We start from the raw sequence: 16148 nt of genomic DNA, 5'->3' as shown, positions 1-16148 counted from the left end.
CCCCACTCCCCGATCCCGCGGCCCCGGGTACCCTCCCCCGGCCGCCCACCACCACCGACGTCCGGCCCACGGGCCCGTTCGGCGTGCGCTCCACCCTTCCCCCAGGGGGTCGCCGTGCGTGTTCACCCGCGCGCGCGAGGTAGCGGCGCGCGGTCCGGCCGGACACCGCGCGGAAGGAGAGCGTGTGGTCTTCCAGAAGGTCCACCGGATCCGCCAGGAGGCGGAACCGGGCCTGCCCGCGGTCACCGAGGCCCCGGCCGCCGTCGTCCCCGTCCAGGTCCCGACCGGCACGGGCGCACCCGTCGGCCCGGACGTCCCCGCCGTCCCTGGCGCCCCGTTCGGCACGGGCACCTCCGCCGCCCCGGACGTCCCCACCGACCTCGGGCCGCGCCTGGACGGGGTCCGCCTGGTCATGGTCAACTGGCGCGACCCCTGGCAGTCCACCGCGGGGGGAGCCGAGGAGTACTCCTGGCGGATCAGCCGCCACCTGGCCGAACGCGGGGCCATCGTCACCTTCCTCACCAGCCGCGAGCCCGACCAAGCGCGCGTGGAGACCAGGGACGGGATCGTCATCCGCCGCATGGGCGGCAGGTTCACCGTCTACCCGCGCGTCATGGCGTGGCTGGCCCTGTGGCGCCGCGAGTACCAGCTCGCCTTCGACTGCATGAACGGCGTCCCCTTCCTGTGCCGCCTCGTCCTGCGCCGCAGCACGCGGGTGGTCAGCGTCGTCCACCACGTCCACGACCTCCAGTTCAACGCCTACTTCCCGGCGCCCGTCGCCTGGTTGGGCCGCATGCTGGAGTCGGCCGTGGCCTCGCGCGTCTACCGCCGCTGCACCACCGTCACCGTCTCGGAGTCCTCCCGCCGGGCCATGCGCGAGAAGCTGGGCTGGCGCGCGCCGATCGAGATCATCCACAACGGCGGACTCCCCGGGCCCCAGAAGCCCCTCGACGACGCGCCCGCCCCCGCCGACATGGGCCGCCCGGCCGTGGTCAGCCTGGGCCGCCTGGTCGTCCAGAAGCGGGTCTCGCGGGTGGTCGACCTCGCCCGCGCGCTGCGCGAGGAGCACCCCGACCTGAAGGTGCACATCATCGGCCGCGGCCCCGAGGGCGAACCCCTGGCGGAGCAGGTCGCGCGCGACGGCACGGGCGACCGCGTCCGCCTGCACGGCTTCCTGCCCGAGGAGGACAAGAACAGCGTCCTGGCCTCGTGCCACCTCCACGTCACCGCATCCGAGTTCGAGGGCTGGGGCCTGACCGTCATCGAGGCGGCCCGTCTCGGCGTGCCCACCGTGGCCTACGATGTGGACGGACTCCGCGACTCGGTCCGCGACGGTGAGACCGGGTGGCTCGTGCGCGAGGGCGAGGAACTCGCCGACGTGGTCGCGCGCGCCCTGGAGGAGCTGTCCGACCCCCGCCGGGCCGAAGCCGTCCGCCGCGCCTGCCGCGCGTGGGCGTCCCGGTTCACGTGGGAGGCCAGCGGCGCGCGGATGACCCGGCTCGTCGCGAGGGAGCTGGGCCTGCCCGGCGCCGCGGAACCGGACACCCCCGCCACCGACGCCCCCGTCCCCGCTCCCGGCACCGCCCCCACACCGGGCGTCCCCGTCCCCGACCCCCTCACCTCCGACGACCCGGGCGCCCCCGCCGCCCGGAACCCGGCAGCAGGCAGGAAAGCGAAGACGTGACACCGACGGAATCCACCGCCAGGCGCGAACCGGAGGATTCCCGCACACCACCTTCCACCGGCCCCGGCGGCGCCGATCCCCGCCTCCTGGCCCGGCTGAAGGTCCTCACGGTGTGCCTGCTCCTGGGAGCGCTGGCCGCCAGCATCGACCCCGGCAGGATCGTCAGCGACACCAAGCTCGACCTGACGGCCGACCCCCTGGGGTTCATGGAGCGCGCCCTGCACCTGTGGGACGCCTCCTACTTCGGCCAGATCCAGAACCAGGCCTACGGGTACTTCTTCCCCAACGGCCCCTTCCACCTGCTGTTCGACCTGCTCGGCATGCCCGACTGGCTCATCCAGCGCCTGTGGATGGCCGTCCTGCTCGTCGCCGCGTTCACCGGCGTGTACAAGGTCGCCGGGGCGCTGGGCATCGGCACCGTCAACACCCGCATCCTGGCCGGGGTCGCCTACGCGCTGGCCCCCCGCGTGCTGACGCTGCTGTCGTACAACTCCGCCGAGTTGCAGCCCATGCTGCTCATGCCGTGGATCCTGCTGCCGCTCGTGCTCGGGGCCCGGCACGGCCGCTCGCCCGCCCGCATGGCCCTGCTGTCGGGGCTGGCCTTCCTGCTGTGCGGCGGCACCAACGCCGCCTCCGAACTGGCCGTCCTGGTCGTGCCGGGGCTCTACCTGCTCACCCGGGCGAACGGTCCGCGCAAGTGGCGCCTGATGGCCTGGTGGACGGTCGCGCTGGTCCTGGCCTCGTTCTGGTACGTCGCGCCGCTGCTCCTCATGGCGCGGTACGTGTTCTCGTTCATGCCCTACACCGAGGACGCCGCCGTCACCACCGGCGTCACCTCGCTGCTCAACGCGCTGCGCGGCACCTCCAACTGGATGGGCTTCCTGCCCGACCAGGGCAACACCGCGCTGCCCTCGGGGGCGGAGCTGTCCACCACCCCCTGGCTGATCGCGGTCACCGCGCTGGTGGCGGGGCTGGGCCTGGCCGGGCTGGTCAACCGGCGCACCCCCGAACGGCTCTTCCTCATCGCCAGCCTCCTCACCGGCACCGCGGTCATCGTCGCGGGCTTCACCGGCGACCTCACGGGCCCCTTCGCGGGGACCATGCGCGAGCTGTTCGACGGCCTCCTCTCCCCGTTCCGCAACGTGCACAAGTTCGACGCGCTCGTGCGCCTGCCCCTGGTGCTGGGCCTGGCCCACCTGCCCGTGGTGGTGGCCCGGGACCTGGCCGACCGCAGGGGCACGCCCGTGCCCGGACGCGTGCGCCGCACCGTCGCGGGCGCCACCGCCGCCGTCCTCGCGGGCACCCTCGTGCCCGTCGGAACCGTCGGGATCGCCCCCGCGGGCGGCTTCGCGCAGATCCCCGACTACTGGTACGAGGCCACCGACTGGCTGGAGGCGCGCGCCGACGAGCGCGGCATGACCATGGCCCTGCCCGGTTCGGCGCGCGGCGAGTACGAGTGGGGCCGCCCCATGGACGAACCCCTGCAACCGCTGTTCGAGGGGCCCTGGACCAACCACCAGATCATCCCGTGGGGCTCGGCGGGCGTCTCCCGCGTCACCCACGAGATCGACCAGCGCGTCTCCTCGGGACGCGGCTCCGCCGGGCTCGCCGACACCTTCGCGCGCATGGGCGTCACCCACCTCCTCGTGCGCAACGACCTCCAGCGCACCGGCAACAACGGCGGCTGGCCCGCCCGCGTCCACCAGGCCCTGGCCGACTCGCCGGGCATCACCCGGGCCGCCGAGTTCGGCCCGGTCATCGGCTCGCTGGACCACCAGTCCGCCTCCCAGTGGTTCGACCAGCCCTACCGGGCGCTGAGCGTCTACGAGGTGGAGGACGCCGCGCCCACCGTCGGCACCGTGCCCGCCGACGGGGCGCTGCGGGTCACCGGCGGCCCCGAGTCCGTGCTCCACCTGGCCGAACAGGGGGTGGTCGACGACGACCGCCCGATCCTGCTCGGGGACGACCCCGGAGCCGGGGAGGTCGCCGCCCAGGACACGATCGTCACCGACACCGCCCGCCGCCGCGAGGTGGTCTACTCCGACGTGCGCCGCAACGTGTCGGCCACCCTCACCGAGGACCAGGAGCTCGAACGCGACGTCCCCGCCCCCGACGTCCTCGACCCGGCGTGGGAGGACCACGTCGCCCACGCCGAGGACGTCGGGATCGCCTCGGTGCGCGCCTCCTCCACCGAGAGCGGGGCGGGGGCGCGCGCCGCCGACCGCGACCCGGGGCACGCTCCGCACGCCGCGCTCGACGACGACCTCACCACCTCCTGGCGGTCCAGCGCCTTCACCGGCGCCCTGGGGGAGTGGATCGAGGTCGAGTTCGAGGAGCCCCAGGACCTGACCGGGCTCAGCGTCGCCTTCGAGCACCTGCCCGGCGAGCCGCCGCCCTCCCGGGTCACCCTCGTCACCGACGGCGGCGAGGCGCGGGTGCCCGTCGCCGAGACTGAGGAGCCCCAGGAGCTGACGGCCCCGCCCGGCGCGACCACCACACTGCGCGTGCGCGTGGACGAGCTGGCCTGGGAGCCGGAGTACCGGTTCGGCACCCGGGTGGGTGTCGCCTCGATCTCCGTGCCCGGCCTGGAACCGGCCCGCACGCTGCGGGTCCCCGGCCCCGCCGACGCCGGGACCCTGCTGTTCACCGGCTCCACCGGTACCGCGCCCGGCTGCATGGAGGGCTCGCACGTGTGGGTGTGCAACCCCGACCTCCAGGTGCGGGGCGAGGACGCGCGCCGCCTGGACCGCACGTTCGAGCTGTCGGCGGAGTCGGCCTCCGCCCCGCACACGGTCTCGGGCGAGGTCGTGCTCACCGACCCCCGGGAGGCGGAGAACGCCGCCAACCGGGCCAGCCCCCACCCGCACGTGACGGCCTCCTCCACGGCCGTGCAGCACCCCGCCGCGATGGGCCGGGGCGCGCTGGACGACGACGAGAGCACGGTCTGGTATCCGGACCCGGAGGAGAAGAACCCCTGGCTCGACATCGAGCTGGGCGCGCCCACCGAGATCGGGCACCTGGAGGTGGAGTTCCCGCGCGCCGACAGCGTGCTGCGGCCGATCCGGGTGACCGTGGAGGGAGGCGGCACCGTGCGCGAGGGGTGGCTGGACGGCAGCGGCCGGGTGGACTTCGCCGAGTTCACCGCGGAGTCGCTGCGGGTGACCTTCGAACGCCCCGAGGGGCAGGCCCTGGAGATCGGCACGGTCACCCTGCCCGGGGTGGAGCCGGTGGAGCCGCTGCCCGAGGGCGACGCCTCCACCGCGTGCGGCCTGGGCCCCACGCTGCGGGTCAACGACCAGCGGGTGGAGACGCGGATCAGCCGGGGCAGCCTCGCCGACCAGCTCACCGGCCGTCCGCTGCGCTACGAGAGCTGCACCGACCTGGACCTGGCCGGGGGCGAGAACCGGATCGTGGTCGATCCGGGCAACCGCTACGAGGTGCGCTCGGCGCTGGTGGAGTCCGCCGACCCCGTCTCGGACCGCCCCGAGGTCACCATGGCCGAGGTGGAGCAGGTGCACGCCTGGGGTCCGGGCGAGCGCCGCTTCGACGTGGACGTCGCCGAGGACAGCCTGCTGGTGGTCAACGAGAACTTCAACGAGGGCTGGCGGGCCCGCCTGGAGGGGGCGGACGCCGCCCTGGAGCCTATCCGGCTGGAGGGCTGGAAGCAGGCCTGGGTGCTGCCCGCGGGCAGCGCGGGCACCGTCACCCTGACCTACGCGCCCGACACCGCCTACCACCGGGCCCTGGCCGTGGGCGCCGCGCTGGCCGCGGTGCTGGTGGTCGCCGCCCTGTGGCCCAGGCGCCTGCTGCCCGGGGGAGCGGCGGCCGGGGACGCGGCCCCGCGGGGCGCCCGCGCCCTGCCCGACGCCGGGCCCGGATGGCTGGGGCGGCGGGTCGTGCTGCCGCTGGGCCTGGCCTACGGGGTGTGGGTGGCCGGTGCGGTCGGTGCCGCCCTGGTCGCGGTGATCCTGGCGTGCATGTGGTGGCTGGGGCGCCGGGCGCCCCGGAGGCTGCGGCACGCCAAGCCGGGGCGGCCCTCCATGGGCGGGCGGACGCTGCCGCTTCTGGCGGGGCCCTGGCCGGTGGCGGTGTCGTTGGCGCTGGCCGGGCTGGCCATGGGCGCGGGCACCTATCTGGCGCTGTACATGCCCTTCCACGAGGTGACCGAGGTGTTCGGGGGAGCGCTGCGCGGCTGGGTCTCCCAGCTGCTGTGCCTGCCCGCGCTGGCCCGGCTCGTGCTGGCCCTGGGCCAGCCGGGCGACGGCGAGGACGCCGACGCCGATCCGCCGTCGGTCCGAGCCCGGGGGGCCGCCGCGAACGCCGGTGGCGGCGGGGCGAACGGGTCCGCTCCGTCCGGCGGTGCGGTCGATGCGGCCGATATGGCCGGTGGTGCCGTCGTTGTCGGGGCTAACGGTGCCGCTGGGGTCCACGCGGCTCCCGAGAGATACGGGTCTGATGGTGCCGAGGCCAGTGGGACCAACGGTGTCACCGAGAGGTCGGCGACTCCTGTGAGTGATGAGGCCGACGGTGCTTCCCACAACGGGGGGCCCTCGGACGACGACCGGTGGGAGAACGACCCCGAGGAGGCCCGGACATGAGCGCGCTCGGCGTCGGGGAGGCCGCCTCCAGCCAGGTCGGCCCCGAGCGCCGACCGGGGCGCTCCCTGCCCCGCGGCACCCTGCTGGTGGCCGTGGGCGCCTTCCTGCTCACCCTGGCCGCCCTGCTCCCGCTCTACGTGTACGAGCGGATGGCCCCGCTGCCCGCCGAGGCCGAGTTCGACATCCGCATGCTGGACGAGGACGCCGGTTACCTGGACACCTCCACGTGGTCGTGGGTGGAGTCGGCCGAGCTCAGCCGGGTCACCCGGGTGGACGCCTCCGCGCACGGCGGCGACTGGTCGGCGTGGGAGATGTCCGTGGACACCTCCGTGCCCGACCGGATGATCGACCACTGGAGCCGCCGCGTCATCGTCGACCGGGAGACCGGCCGGGCGGTCAACTGCTGCGGTGAGCACGTCGACGGCGACCGGGCGGTGCGGCAGGCGGGGCTGGTGTACTTCTGGCCGCCCGGGGACGGGGAGGGCGAGTACCCCTTCTACGACGCCGAGGTGCGCTCCGCGCCGATGCTGGAGTTCCAGGAGTGGGAGGAGGTGGCGGGGGTACCGGTGCGCCGGTACAGCCAGTGGATCGAGTCCACCCAGGTGCCCGACTCGGCCCGCCCGGTGCCCGCCTCCCTGTTCCGCCCCGGGGCCACGGGCACGGTCACCGCCACCCGCTGGCTGGAGGTCAGCCGGACGTTCTGGGTGGAACCGGTCAGCGGGATCGTGGTCAACGCCCACGAGACCCGCGCGGAGACCCTGCGTCCGCAGAACGACAGCGGCGAGGCGCCCCTGCTGTACGCGCAGCTGGTCCTGGCCGAGCAGCAGGTCGCGGCCCAGGCCGAGCAGGCCCGCGTGCGCTCGGTGCTGCTGCGCGCCCTCTCCTCGTGGGCGCCGTGGACGCTGGCCCCGCTCGGCGGTCTGGTCGTGCTGGTCGGCCTGGTCCGGGCCCGGCGGGGCCGGGACGCGGACGGGGGAGCGGGGCGGGGGCCCGAACGCGCGGAGGGGGAGCCCGCCGCGCCGGCGTCGGGCTGAGGCCCGGCGGAACCGGCGGGCCGTTCGAGCCGCGCCCGGCGCCCCGGGACGGGAAACACCGGCGGATACGGGTGTTCCGGGAGAGAACGAGCCGTTTCGACCGTAGGATCACACCCATGTGCGGTCGTTATGCCCAGTCCAGGAACGTGCACCAGTTGCAGCTCGCCTTCGGCCTGCCCGAGCAGGCCCTTCCCGAGGAGACCGATCCCCGGGCGTGGCCGCCGCTGGAGGAGCTGGACCCTGACTACAACATCTCGCCCGGCAGGCCCGTGTACGCGGTGCTCGGACCGCCCCCGCAGGGCGAGGACCGGGGCGAGCCGGGACCCCGCTCCCTGCACACCCTGCGCTGGGGCCTGGTGCCCTCCTGGGCCAAGGACCGCAACATCGGCTACCGGATGATCAACGCCCGCAGCGAGACCATCGCCGACAAGCCCGCCTTCCGCACGGCCTTCCGGCGCCGCCGCTGCCTGCTGCCCGCCGACGCCTACTACGAGTGGCAGCTGATCGGCAGGGACGGGACCGTGCAGGCCAGCACCTCGCCGGTCACCGACCCCCACCACAAGAAGCGCAAGGCCAAGGCGGACAAGAAGCCCTACTCCATCCACTACCCCGACGACCGGCCCCTGGCCCTGGCGGGGATCTTCGAGCGCTGGCGCGACCCGGAGGCGGCCGAGGACGACCCCGCCGCGTGGGTGTGGAGCTGCGCCGTCGTCACCACCGAGGCCGCCCCCGAACTCGCCCACATCCACGAGCGCATGCCCGTCGTCGTGCCCCCCGAGGACTGGGCGGCCTGGCTGGACCCGGCGACCGGGGCCGACGAGCTGGCCCACCTGCTCCGGGAGACCCCCGCCGACCGCTTCGAGGTGGACGAGGTCTCCACCGACGTCAACAGCATCAAGAACAACCGCCCCGACCTGCTCGAACCGCTCTCCGACACCGGGGGAGACGAGCCGCAGACGCTCTTCTGACCCGGGGGAGCGCGGCACGGCCCCGAGCCGACCGCGCCGTCGGGGGTGGCGTGCGGGAGACACTTTTCTATCCCCGGGACGGTGGACAGCCCCGCGCGGCCGACGGATAGAGTGTCCGGGGCCACACGGACCGGGCACGCCCCGGTCCCGCGTGCCCGGGGCGCCCCAGGCGTCCCCACATCTTCATACGCAACGCGGGAGCTCGCGCCATGGCGGGCTGAGAGGGCGACTCAACGGTGTCGCCGACCGCAGAACCTGTTCGGGTAATTCCGACGTAGGGAGGCATGCCATGACGGCTCTCGACGGCCGCGACGTCCGTTCCACCCCCGACCACCGGGTGACCACCGGTCCCATCATGGGATCACGCAAGGTCTACCGGGAGGTCGCCACCCCCGAGGGGCACACCCTCCGCGTCCCGCAGCGCCGGGTGGAACTCAGCAACGGCAGCCACTTCGACCTGTACGACACCTCGGGTCCGTACACCGACGACACCGCGCACATCGACGTCCACCGGGGCCTGGCCCCCACCCGCGGGGAGTGGGCCCACGCCCCCGCCCAGCCCGGCGGCGCGACCACCCAGCTGGCCCACGCCAAGGCCGGGACCATCACCCCCGAGATGCGGTTCGTGGCCGCCCGGGAGGGCGTGGACCCCGAGTTCGTCCGCCAGGAGGTGGCCGTGGGCCGGGCGGTCATCCCCGCCAACCGGTGCCACCCCGAGTCCGAGCCGATGATCATCGGCAAGAACTTCCTGGTCAAGATCAACGCCAACATCGGCAACTCCGCCGTCACCTCCTCCGTTCCCGAGGAGGTGGAGAAGATGGTGTGGGCCACCCGCTGGGGGGCCGACACCGTCATGGACCTGTCCACCGGCAAGCGCATCCACGAGACCCGCGAGCGCATCCTGCGCAACTCGCCCGTCCCGATCGGGACCGTACCCATCTACCAGGCCCTGGAGAAGGTCAACGGCGACCCGGCGGCGCTGAGCTGGGAGGTCTACCGCGACACCGTCATCGAGCAGTGCGAGCAGGGCGTGGACTACATGACCGTCCACGCGGGCGTGCTGCTGCGCTACGTGCCGCTCACCGCCCGCCGGGTCACCGGCATCGTCTCGCGCGGCGGCTCCATCATGGCGGCCTGGTGCCTGGCCCACCACCGGGAGAGCTTCCTGTACACCCACTACGAGGAGCTGTGCGAGATCCTCCGGGAGTACGACGTCACCTTCTCCCTCGGCGACGGGCTGCGGCCGGGGTCGATCGCCGACGCCAACGACGAGGCCCAGTTCGCCGAACTGCGCACCCTGGGCGAACTCACCCACATCGCCCGCGCGCACGACGTGCAGGTGATGATCGAGGGGCCCGGGCACGTGCCGATGCACAAGATCGCGGAGAACGTGCGCCTGGAGGAGGAGCTGTGCGGCGAGGCGCCGTTCTACACGCTCGGCCCCCTGGCCACCGACGTCGCGCCCGGCTACGACCACATCACCTCCGCGATCGGCGCCGCCCAGATCGGCTGGCTCGGTACGGCGATGCTGTGCTACGTCACCCCCAAGGAGCACCTGGGGCTGCCCGACCGGGACGACGTCAAGACCGGCGTGATCACCTACAAGCTCGCCGCGCACGCCGCCGACCTGGCCAAGGGGCACCCCCGGGCGCAGGAGTGGGACGACGAGCTGTCCAAGGCGCGGTTCGAGTTCCGCTGGCAGGACCAGTTCCACCTGGCCCTGGACCCCGAGACCGCGCAGTCCTTCCACGACCAGACCCTGCCCGCCGAACCCGCCAAGACCGCGCACTTCTGCTCCATGTGCGGGCCGAAGTTCTGCTCCATGAAGATCACGCAGGACGTGCGCAGGTACGCCGAGGAGCACGGGCTGGAGACGGTGGCCGCCATCGAGAAGGGCATGGCCGACAAGTCCGCGGAGTTCGCCGAGCAGGGTAAGCGGGTCTACCTGCCCCTGGCGGACTAGGAGGCCGCGGAGCACCAGTGAGCGACGGGGCGGGGGCGCGGCGGCGTCCCCGCCCTAACCGGGCTTGCGCGCGCTCGCCACCAGGTGCACGCCCACGTAGTCGTCGGACTCGGTGGCGCGCAGTTCCATCTCCACCAGGCGTCCCATCGACCTCGGGTCGCGCGCCAGCATCATCTCCACCGTGGAGGCGGACAGCACCGTGCGGGGCTTGACCCACTCCAACTCCAGACCGGCCTCGGCGACCGCCTCGGTGAGCTGCTCGGCCGTGAAGCACCGTGTGATGGAGCCGTCCGGCCAGGGCACCAGGAGCACGTCCGCGTCGGGCGCGTGGCTCAGCTCGGGCCAGCGGTCCTGCTCGGCCAGCATGGCCATGCCCAGTACCACCGAGTCCACGCACAGCAGGGCGCGGCCCCCCGGGCGCAGCACCCGGCTGACCTGGGCCAGCGCCTCCTCGGTGGCCAGGTGCCGGGACAGCACCCGGTTGTCGGCGATGACCCCGTCGAAGGAGCCCGGGGCGAAGCTGCGCAGGAAGGCGGAGTCGCCCACCACGTGGCGCAGCCGTCCGCGCCGGGCGGGCCGGGGCACCACCGCGCGCCCGTTCACCAGGGTCAGCGGGCGGCGCACCGCCACGTCCACCGACGGCAGCAGGGTGACCACGTCGTGTCCGGCGGCCACGGCGCGCGGGGCGCCCTGGTAGTCCGCGCCGGAGAGGTCGAGCAGCAGGGAGGGGGTGTCGGGGAGCCACCGGGCGACCTGCGCCTCGGCGACCGCCCAGTAGAACCGCCAGTAGTCCGACAGGCGGTCGGGGGTGGCGAACTGGGCCGCCGTGGGACGGGGGCGGTCGGAGGCCGGGGTCGGGGACGGTCGCACGTGCACTCCTCTCCCATCCTCCAGGTGTCCTACCCGCACTCTGCCATGCCTCACCTCCGGTGACGGAGGTAAACGACAAAGTTCGCCGAAGGAGGGACCTTCGTCCCTCCGCGGCGCGGAATCAGCTCGGGCGAAGCGTTGTTCTCCCCTACACCGCGCCCGGAGCAGCAGCGTCCGGGCGCGCCACACGCGAGTATGCGGGGGAGGGCCGACAGACCATGCCGACAGCCGGGACGTGCCTGGAGCGCGAGGAGACGGTGTCGGCGCCACGCGGCGCCGATGCGCGGGTCCGTGCCATGGGACCGTATCGTTGGGGTATGGACGCCCCAACCGGGACCAGCGCGAGGAGGCCGACGGGCTTGGAACAGGGCCAGGAGCAGGAGACAGCCGAGGAACGGGAAGAGCGCTTCGAGAGGGACGTGCTTCCCTTCCTCGACCAGCTCTACTCCGCGGCGCTGCGGATGACCCGTAACCCCGCCGACGCGGAGGATCTCGTACAGGAGACCTTCGCCAAGGCGTTCGGTTCGTTCCACCAGTTCAGGCAGGGAACGAACCTCAAGGCGTGGCTCTACCGCATCCTCACCAACACCTTCATCAACTCCTACCGCAAGAAGCAGCGCGAACCGAAGCAGGCGGGGACCGAGGACGTCGAGGACTGGCAGCTGGCGCAGGCCGCGTCGCACACCGCGGCGGGCCTGAAGTCGGCTGAGGCCGAGGCGCTCGAACACCTCCCCGACACCGACGTCAAACGGGCGCTCCAGGAGCTGCCCGAGGACTTCCGGATCGCGGTGTACCTCGCCGACGTCGAGGGCTTCGCGTACAAGGAGGTCGCCGAGATCATGGGGACGCCCATCGGGACGGTCATGTCCCGGCTGCACCGCGGGCGCCGCCAGCTCAGGTCGATGCTGGAGGAGTACGCGGTGGAGCGGGGGTTCCTGCCGGCGAGGGCGGCGGCCGAGGCCGGCGCGGTGGCCTCGGGGACGTCCCCGCGCGGACGGGGACAGGACGTCTCGGATCGAGGAGACCGGCAATGAGCGGCGGCCACGGCGAACACAGCGACACCCCGTGCAGCGAGGTGCTCGCCAAGCTCTACACCTACATCGACGGTGAGCTGGAGGAGGGCAACTACGAACAGGTGCGCGAGCACCTGGACGGGTGCGGGCCCTGCCTCGACGAGTACGGGCTCGAGGAGGCGGTGAAGAAGCTCGTGGCCAAGCACTGCGGCTGTGATCCGGTGCCCATGGACCTGAGGGACAAGGTGCTCAACCGCCTGGCCCGGGCGCGCACGGAGCAGTTGGCCCGGGAGGCGCGCCTGGAAAGCCCGGGCACCGCGCCCTCCTGAGGGAGGCCGGGCACGACCGGGCCCGGTATCGGACGAAACCTGGCACACCTGGTGGCGGAAGCTGGAATTCCAGCTTCCGCCACCTTTTTGTTGGATTTTGTGCCCTGTTCCGTTATTGGCAGTCTCTGAAGTGATGTGTGGCTTTTATGCACTTTTGTGGGAATGTCATGCCGCATTCCCCGTGCCTGTCGGGTTTTTGGTCAGGTGCTTCCCGGTCGTGTTCCCGGCTCCTTCCCCGACACGCCCGGCACGCCCGGGCCGTTCCTGGTCGTGACCCACTCGGAATGTTTTTTCTGTCCGGCTCCGGGGTTCGTTCCGTCTGGTTACCTGGGGTAGTCGTACCTGGTGGCTCTGGTCGGTGGACGGCAGGGCAAGCGCCCAGGCGGTGGATCTTCACACGCTCCCGTGCCCAAGGGCGTGGTTACGCAGGGTAATCGAAGCGCACTGCTAATTGAATTCGTAATTCCATATTCCGGAACTTGGTGCCAGTGGGAGGGGTTGTGGTGACGGTAGTTCGGGTTGGGGGTAATCGGGGCGCTGTCGTTGCCCGTTAAACTGGACGCCATATCCAACGAATGGGGTAATTTACGCGGCGTGCCCGGGGATAACGGCGGTGCGCGCGCGTCGGGGGAGAGGGGACAACGGTGTTCGTCGGCATGCTCCACGCGGTGATGGGTGTTCTTTGGGTGGTAACCGCCTTCAGTGGATGGTCCTGGTGGTAGAACAGAACCGGTGAAACCATGACAGTCCGGTCGTCATCGGCGGGGGGTGAACGGGGGTGCGGGCTCTTCCTGGGGGCGCGCGTGTCTACGTCGGAATCATCGTTGTCAGTGCTGTCACCATCATGCTCATCGGTCCCTACTCGGGCCTGGATCTGCACACACTGGTCCTGATCGCGATTCTCTTCGTGGTCGCGGAGTCGATCAGTACGGCGGTCCTGACGGGCGTCAAGGCGGGGATCTCGCCGAGTTCGGCGGTCTCCCTGGCCGCCGTCGTCCTGGTCGGACCGGTCGGGGCGGCGGTGGTCGGTTTCGCCTCCTGCTTCGCCATCCGCAGGCAGAACCTCGTCAAGAGGGCGTTCAACGGAGCACAGTTCGCACTGGCGGCCTACGCGGCCGGACACGTCTACCTTCTGCTCGGCGGAACGGTGGGAGAACCCGGCCGGGAGGACTTCCCGGCCATCGTCCTCCCCTACGTCGCCGCCGTCCTGACCCACTCCCTGGTCAACTCGGCGCTCGTGGCCGTCCTGATGTGGACCCTGGGCGTCGTGCGCCCCGGCGGCTCGCGGGGCCGGTTCGACTGGCGTCCGCTGGTGGGGGTCGAGCTGTCCTCCATGGGCTACCAGATGCTCGGCCTGGCCATCGCCGCGGTCTGGGGCGGGGTCGGCCTCATCGCACCGCTGCTGGTGCTGCTCCCGCTGTTCATCGCGCGCTGGACCTTCGCCCAGCAGCTGGACGAGGCGCGCGCGCACGAGGCCACCCTGGCCACCCTGTGCCAGGCGGTGGAGACCAAGGACTACTACACCCGGGGCCACTGCATGCGCGTGGCCGAGGGCGCCGCCATGATCGCCCGCGAACTGGGCATGCCCGCCGACCGGGTGCAGAAGATCCGCTACGCCGGGATGCTGCACGACATCGGCAAGCTCGGAGTGCCCACCAAGGTGCTGCAGAAGACCGGCAAGCTCACCGACGACGAGTACGCGGCCATCAAGCTGCACCCCACGCGCGGCTACGAGATCGTGCGGGAGATCAGCTTCCTGGACGAGGCGCTGGCCGGGATCCGGCACCACCACGAGCGCCTGGACGGGCGCGGGTACCCCATGGGCCTGGTCGGGATGGAGATCCCCGAGTCCGCGCGCATCATCAGCGTCGCCGACGTCTTCGACTGCCTCACCTCCACGCGCTCCTACCGCAGGGCGTGGTCGGTGGAGGACGCCGTCGCCGAGCTGCGGGCCTGCGCCGGGACCCAGTTCGACCCCAGGATGGTCGAGGCGCTCGTGCGCGCCGTCGAACGCGAGGGCTGGGAGACACCCGACATCGCCGAGCCTCCGGGCGGCTGCTACGGGTCGGAGGCGGCCGAACGCTCCGTGGAGGAGTCCGGCCGGGCCGGGGGACCGGAGGAGGTGCCCGCCGACGCGTCCGCCGAGGAGAGCGCCGCCGGGGAGCCGTCCTCCGCAGGGGCGGTGGCCGACGAGGCCGCCTCCGCGGACGCCGCGGCCTCCGCCGAGGCAGTGACGGGCGGGCGTGAACGATGATGACGCAGAGACAGTCGGACGGGGCCCGGTCGTCCGGACCCGTGCTCAGCGGTCCCGAGGGCGGAGCCCTCAACCACCAGCGCCCGCGCGGGCCGGTCTGGCGGACCTCCCGGCCGGTGCGCGCGGCGCTGGTCGGCTCCGTGGGCTCGGGCGCCCTGGCCGCGCTGGTGTGGACGGCCTCGACCGGGGTCGTGGAACCCCACGTGGCGCTGGCGTTCTGCCTGGTCGTCGCGGCCGGTGAGCTGGCGAGGATCACTCTGCCGGGCCACCGGGAGGTGGCCCCCATCGCCTCGGCCGGCGCGATCAGCTATGCGTTCCTGCTGTCGCTGGGCTCCGGGCCGCTGCACCACTCCGCCTGGCAGGTGGTGGCGGTGGTCGCCCTGGGGGTGGCGCTGGGCGAGCTGCCGCACATCGCCGTGGGCCGCAGCCCCCGGGTGGAGGACGTGGCCCGCAGGGTGCTCGTCGCGGCGGCGCTGGCGATCGCCTTCCGGCCGCTGGCCGACCAGCTCCACCTGTCGGGCCCGTCGGTGACGGCCACGCTGCTGATGGCGGCGCTGGTCATGCTCGTCTGGGCGGCGGACTCCCTGCTGGCGGCGGTGCTGCGGGCCGAGCGCCTGCGCACCAGCCCCTCCGTCGCGGTCCGCGACGAGCTGCGCGCCCAGTTCGCCACCGGTGCCGCGATCGGCTCCAGCGGCGTGCTGATCGCGCTGGCCTGCACGGTGACCGGCCTGGGCGGGCTGCTGGTGTTCATCGCCCCGCTGCTGGTGTCGCAGGTGGCCTTCCGCCGCCACGCGGAGGTGCGCCGCACCTACCTGGAGACGGTCCGGGCGCTGTCGCGGGTCACCGAGGTGGGCGGCTACGTGGAGAACGGGCACTCGCGCCGGGTCAGCCAGCTGGCGCACGGGATCGCCTGCGAGCTGGGTCTGGCGGAGGCCGAGCTGCTGGAGCTGGAGTACGCCGCCCTGATGCACGACATCGGCCAGCTGTCCCTGCGCGAGCCCATCGCGGGAGGCGCCACCGTGCTCGCCTCGCCCAGGGAGCAGCGGCGCATCGCCGAGCTGGGTTCGGCGATCATCCGGGAGACCGGCGTCCTGGACAACGTGGCCGAGACCGTCCGCCGCCAGTGCGAGCCCCTCGCCGGGGACGGCGACGAGGGGGTCCCGCCGCTGGGCAGCCGGATCATCAAGGTGGCCAACGCCTTCGACGACCTCGTGGGCGACAACGGCGACGCCGAGCGCCGCACGGCGGTCCTGGAGCGCCTGCGCATGGACACCGACAGCGAGTACGACCCCCGCGTGGTGGACGCGCTGGCCACGGTGCTCTCCCGGCTCTGACCCGCGGGGTCCGTCCGGCGGGGAGCACCGGCTCGGCCCCGGCGGCGGCCGGGCGCGGGCCGTGTCACGGCCGGACGGCCCCGGGGCGGGCGCGGGCGCGC

Annotated in this window: 10 protein-coding genes; 9 read left to right on the top strand and 1 reads right to left on the bottom strand. The window is 73.0% G+C overall.

All coding sequences use genetic code 11. The features are described from left to right. Positions 1 to 184 precede the first annotated feature (184 nt). From EV372_RS04795 to thiC, 5 genes are all read left to right on the top strand, one after another. The gene (locus tag EV372_RS04795; RefSeq protein ID WP_130395017.1) at positions 185 to 1684 is read left to right on the top strand and encodes a glycosyltransferase family 4 protein; all 1500 of its coding nucleotides are present in this window, start codon (positions 185 to 187) and stop codon (positions 1682 to 1684) included. Continuing rightward, positions 1681 to 6282 (top strand): alpha-(1->3)-arabinofuranosyltransferase, encoded by a 4602-nt coding sequence (locus EV372_RS04790; protein WP_130395016.1) that lies wholly within the window; start codon positions 1681 to 1683, stop codon positions 6280 to 6282. Before EV372_RS04795 ends, EV372_RS04790 begins: the two co-directional genes overlap by 4 nt. Beyond that, positions 6279 to 7316: a cell envelope lipid trafficking protein PgfA gene (pgfA, locus tag EV372_RS04785; protein WP_130395015.1), complete on the top strand. Its 1038-nt coding sequence runs from the start codon at positions 6279 to 6281 to the stop codon at positions 7314 to 7316. The genes EV372_RS04790 and pgfA overlap by 4 nt, the downstream gene beginning before the upstream one ends. Before the next feature lie 116 nt (positions 7317 to 7432). Continuing rightward, positions 7433 to 8284 (top strand): SOS response-associated peptidase, encoded by an 852-nt coding sequence (locus tag EV372_RS04780; protein WP_130395014.1) that lies wholly within the window; start codon positions 7433 to 7435, stop codon positions 8282 to 8284. Positions 8285 to 8573: 289 nt separating this feature from the next. Then, positions 8574 to 10247 (top strand): phosphomethylpyrimidine synthase ThiC, encoded by a 1674-nt coding sequence (thiC, locus tag EV372_RS04775; protein WP_275101096.1) that lies wholly within the window; start codon positions 8574 to 8576, stop codon positions 10245 to 10247. Positions 10248 to 10301: 54 nt separating this feature from the next. Here thiC and EV372_RS04770 read toward each other — a convergent pair whose 3' ends face one another. Next, positions 10302 to 11123, bottom strand: coding sequence for a methyltransferase domain-containing protein (locus tag EV372_RS04770; protein ID WP_130395013.1), 822 nt, complete (start codon positions 11121 to 11123; stop codon positions 10302 to 10304). A gap of 311 nt (positions 11124 to 11434) precedes the next feature. Between EV372_RS04770 and EV372_RS04765 the strand changes: the two genes are divergently transcribed. From EV372_RS04765 to EV372_RS04750, 4 genes are all read left to right on the top strand, one after another. After that, positions 11435 to 12151 (top strand): sigma-70 family RNA polymerase sigma factor, encoded by a 717-nt coding sequence (locus EV372_RS04765; RefSeq protein WP_049800385.1) that lies wholly within the window; start codon positions 11435 to 11437, stop codon positions 12149 to 12151. Beyond that, the gene (gene rsrA / locus EV372_RS04760) at positions 12148 to 12459 is read left to right on the top strand and encodes a mycothiol system anti-sigma-R factor (protein ID WP_019608066.1); all 312 of its coding nucleotides are present in this window, start codon (positions 12148 to 12150) and stop codon (positions 12457 to 12459) included. The genes EV372_RS04765 and rsrA overlap by 4 nt, the downstream gene beginning before the upstream one ends. A gap of 844 nt (positions 12460 to 13303) precedes the next feature. Then, positions 13304 to 14713, top strand: coding sequence for an HD-GYP domain-containing protein (locus EV372_RS04755; protein WP_130395012.1), 1410 nt, complete (start codon positions 13304 to 13306; stop codon positions 14711 to 14713). Continuing rightward, positions 14713 to 16047 carry an HD-GYP domain-containing protein gene (locus EV372_RS04750; RefSeq protein WP_081461757.1) on the top strand — a complete coding sequence of 445 codons (1335 nt, stop codon included), beginning with the start codon at positions 14713 to 14715 and terminating at the stop codon, positions 16045 to 16047. The genes EV372_RS04755 and EV372_RS04750 overlap by 1 nt, the downstream gene beginning before the upstream one ends. The last annotated feature ends 101 nt before the right edge of the window (positions 16048 to 16148 follow it).

This window comes from Nocardiopsis sp. CNZ308 (assembly GCF_004217075.1).
Note: the sequence above shows the minus strand (reverse complement) of the source record. Positions and strands in the feature narration are given on the sequence as shown.

What these genes read in the sequence shown, in the direction of transcription:
- pgfA (WP_130395015.1), top strand. Translation starts at nt 6,279, where the DNA reads ATGAGCGCGCTCGGCGTCGGGGAGGCCGCCTCCAGCCAGGTCGGCCCC.
- EV372_RS04780 (WP_130395014.1), top strand. Translation starts at nt 7,433, where the DNA reads ATGTGCGGTCGTTATGCCCAGTCCAGGAACGTGCACCAGTTGCAGCTC.
- thiC (WP_275101096.1), top strand. Translation starts at nt 8,574, where the DNA reads ATGACGGCTCTCGACGGCCGCGACGTCCGTTCCACCCCCGACCACCGG.
- EV372_RS04765 (WP_049800385.1), top strand. Translation starts at nt 11,435, where the DNA reads ATGGACGCCCCAACCGGGACCAGCGCGAGGAGGCCGACGGGCTTGGAA.
- rsrA (WP_019608066.1), top strand. Translation starts at nt 12,148, where the DNA reads ATGAGCGGCGGCCACGGCGAACACAGCGACACCCCGTGCAGCGAGGTG.
- EV372_RS04755 (WP_130395012.1), top strand. Translation starts at nt 13,304, where the DNA reads ATGCTCATCGGTCCCTACTCGGGCCTGGATCTGCACACACTGGTCCTG.
- EV372_RS04750 (WP_081461757.1), top strand. Translation starts at nt 14,713, where the DNA reads ATGACGCAGAGACAGTCGGACGGGGCCCGGTCGTCCGGACCCGTGCTC.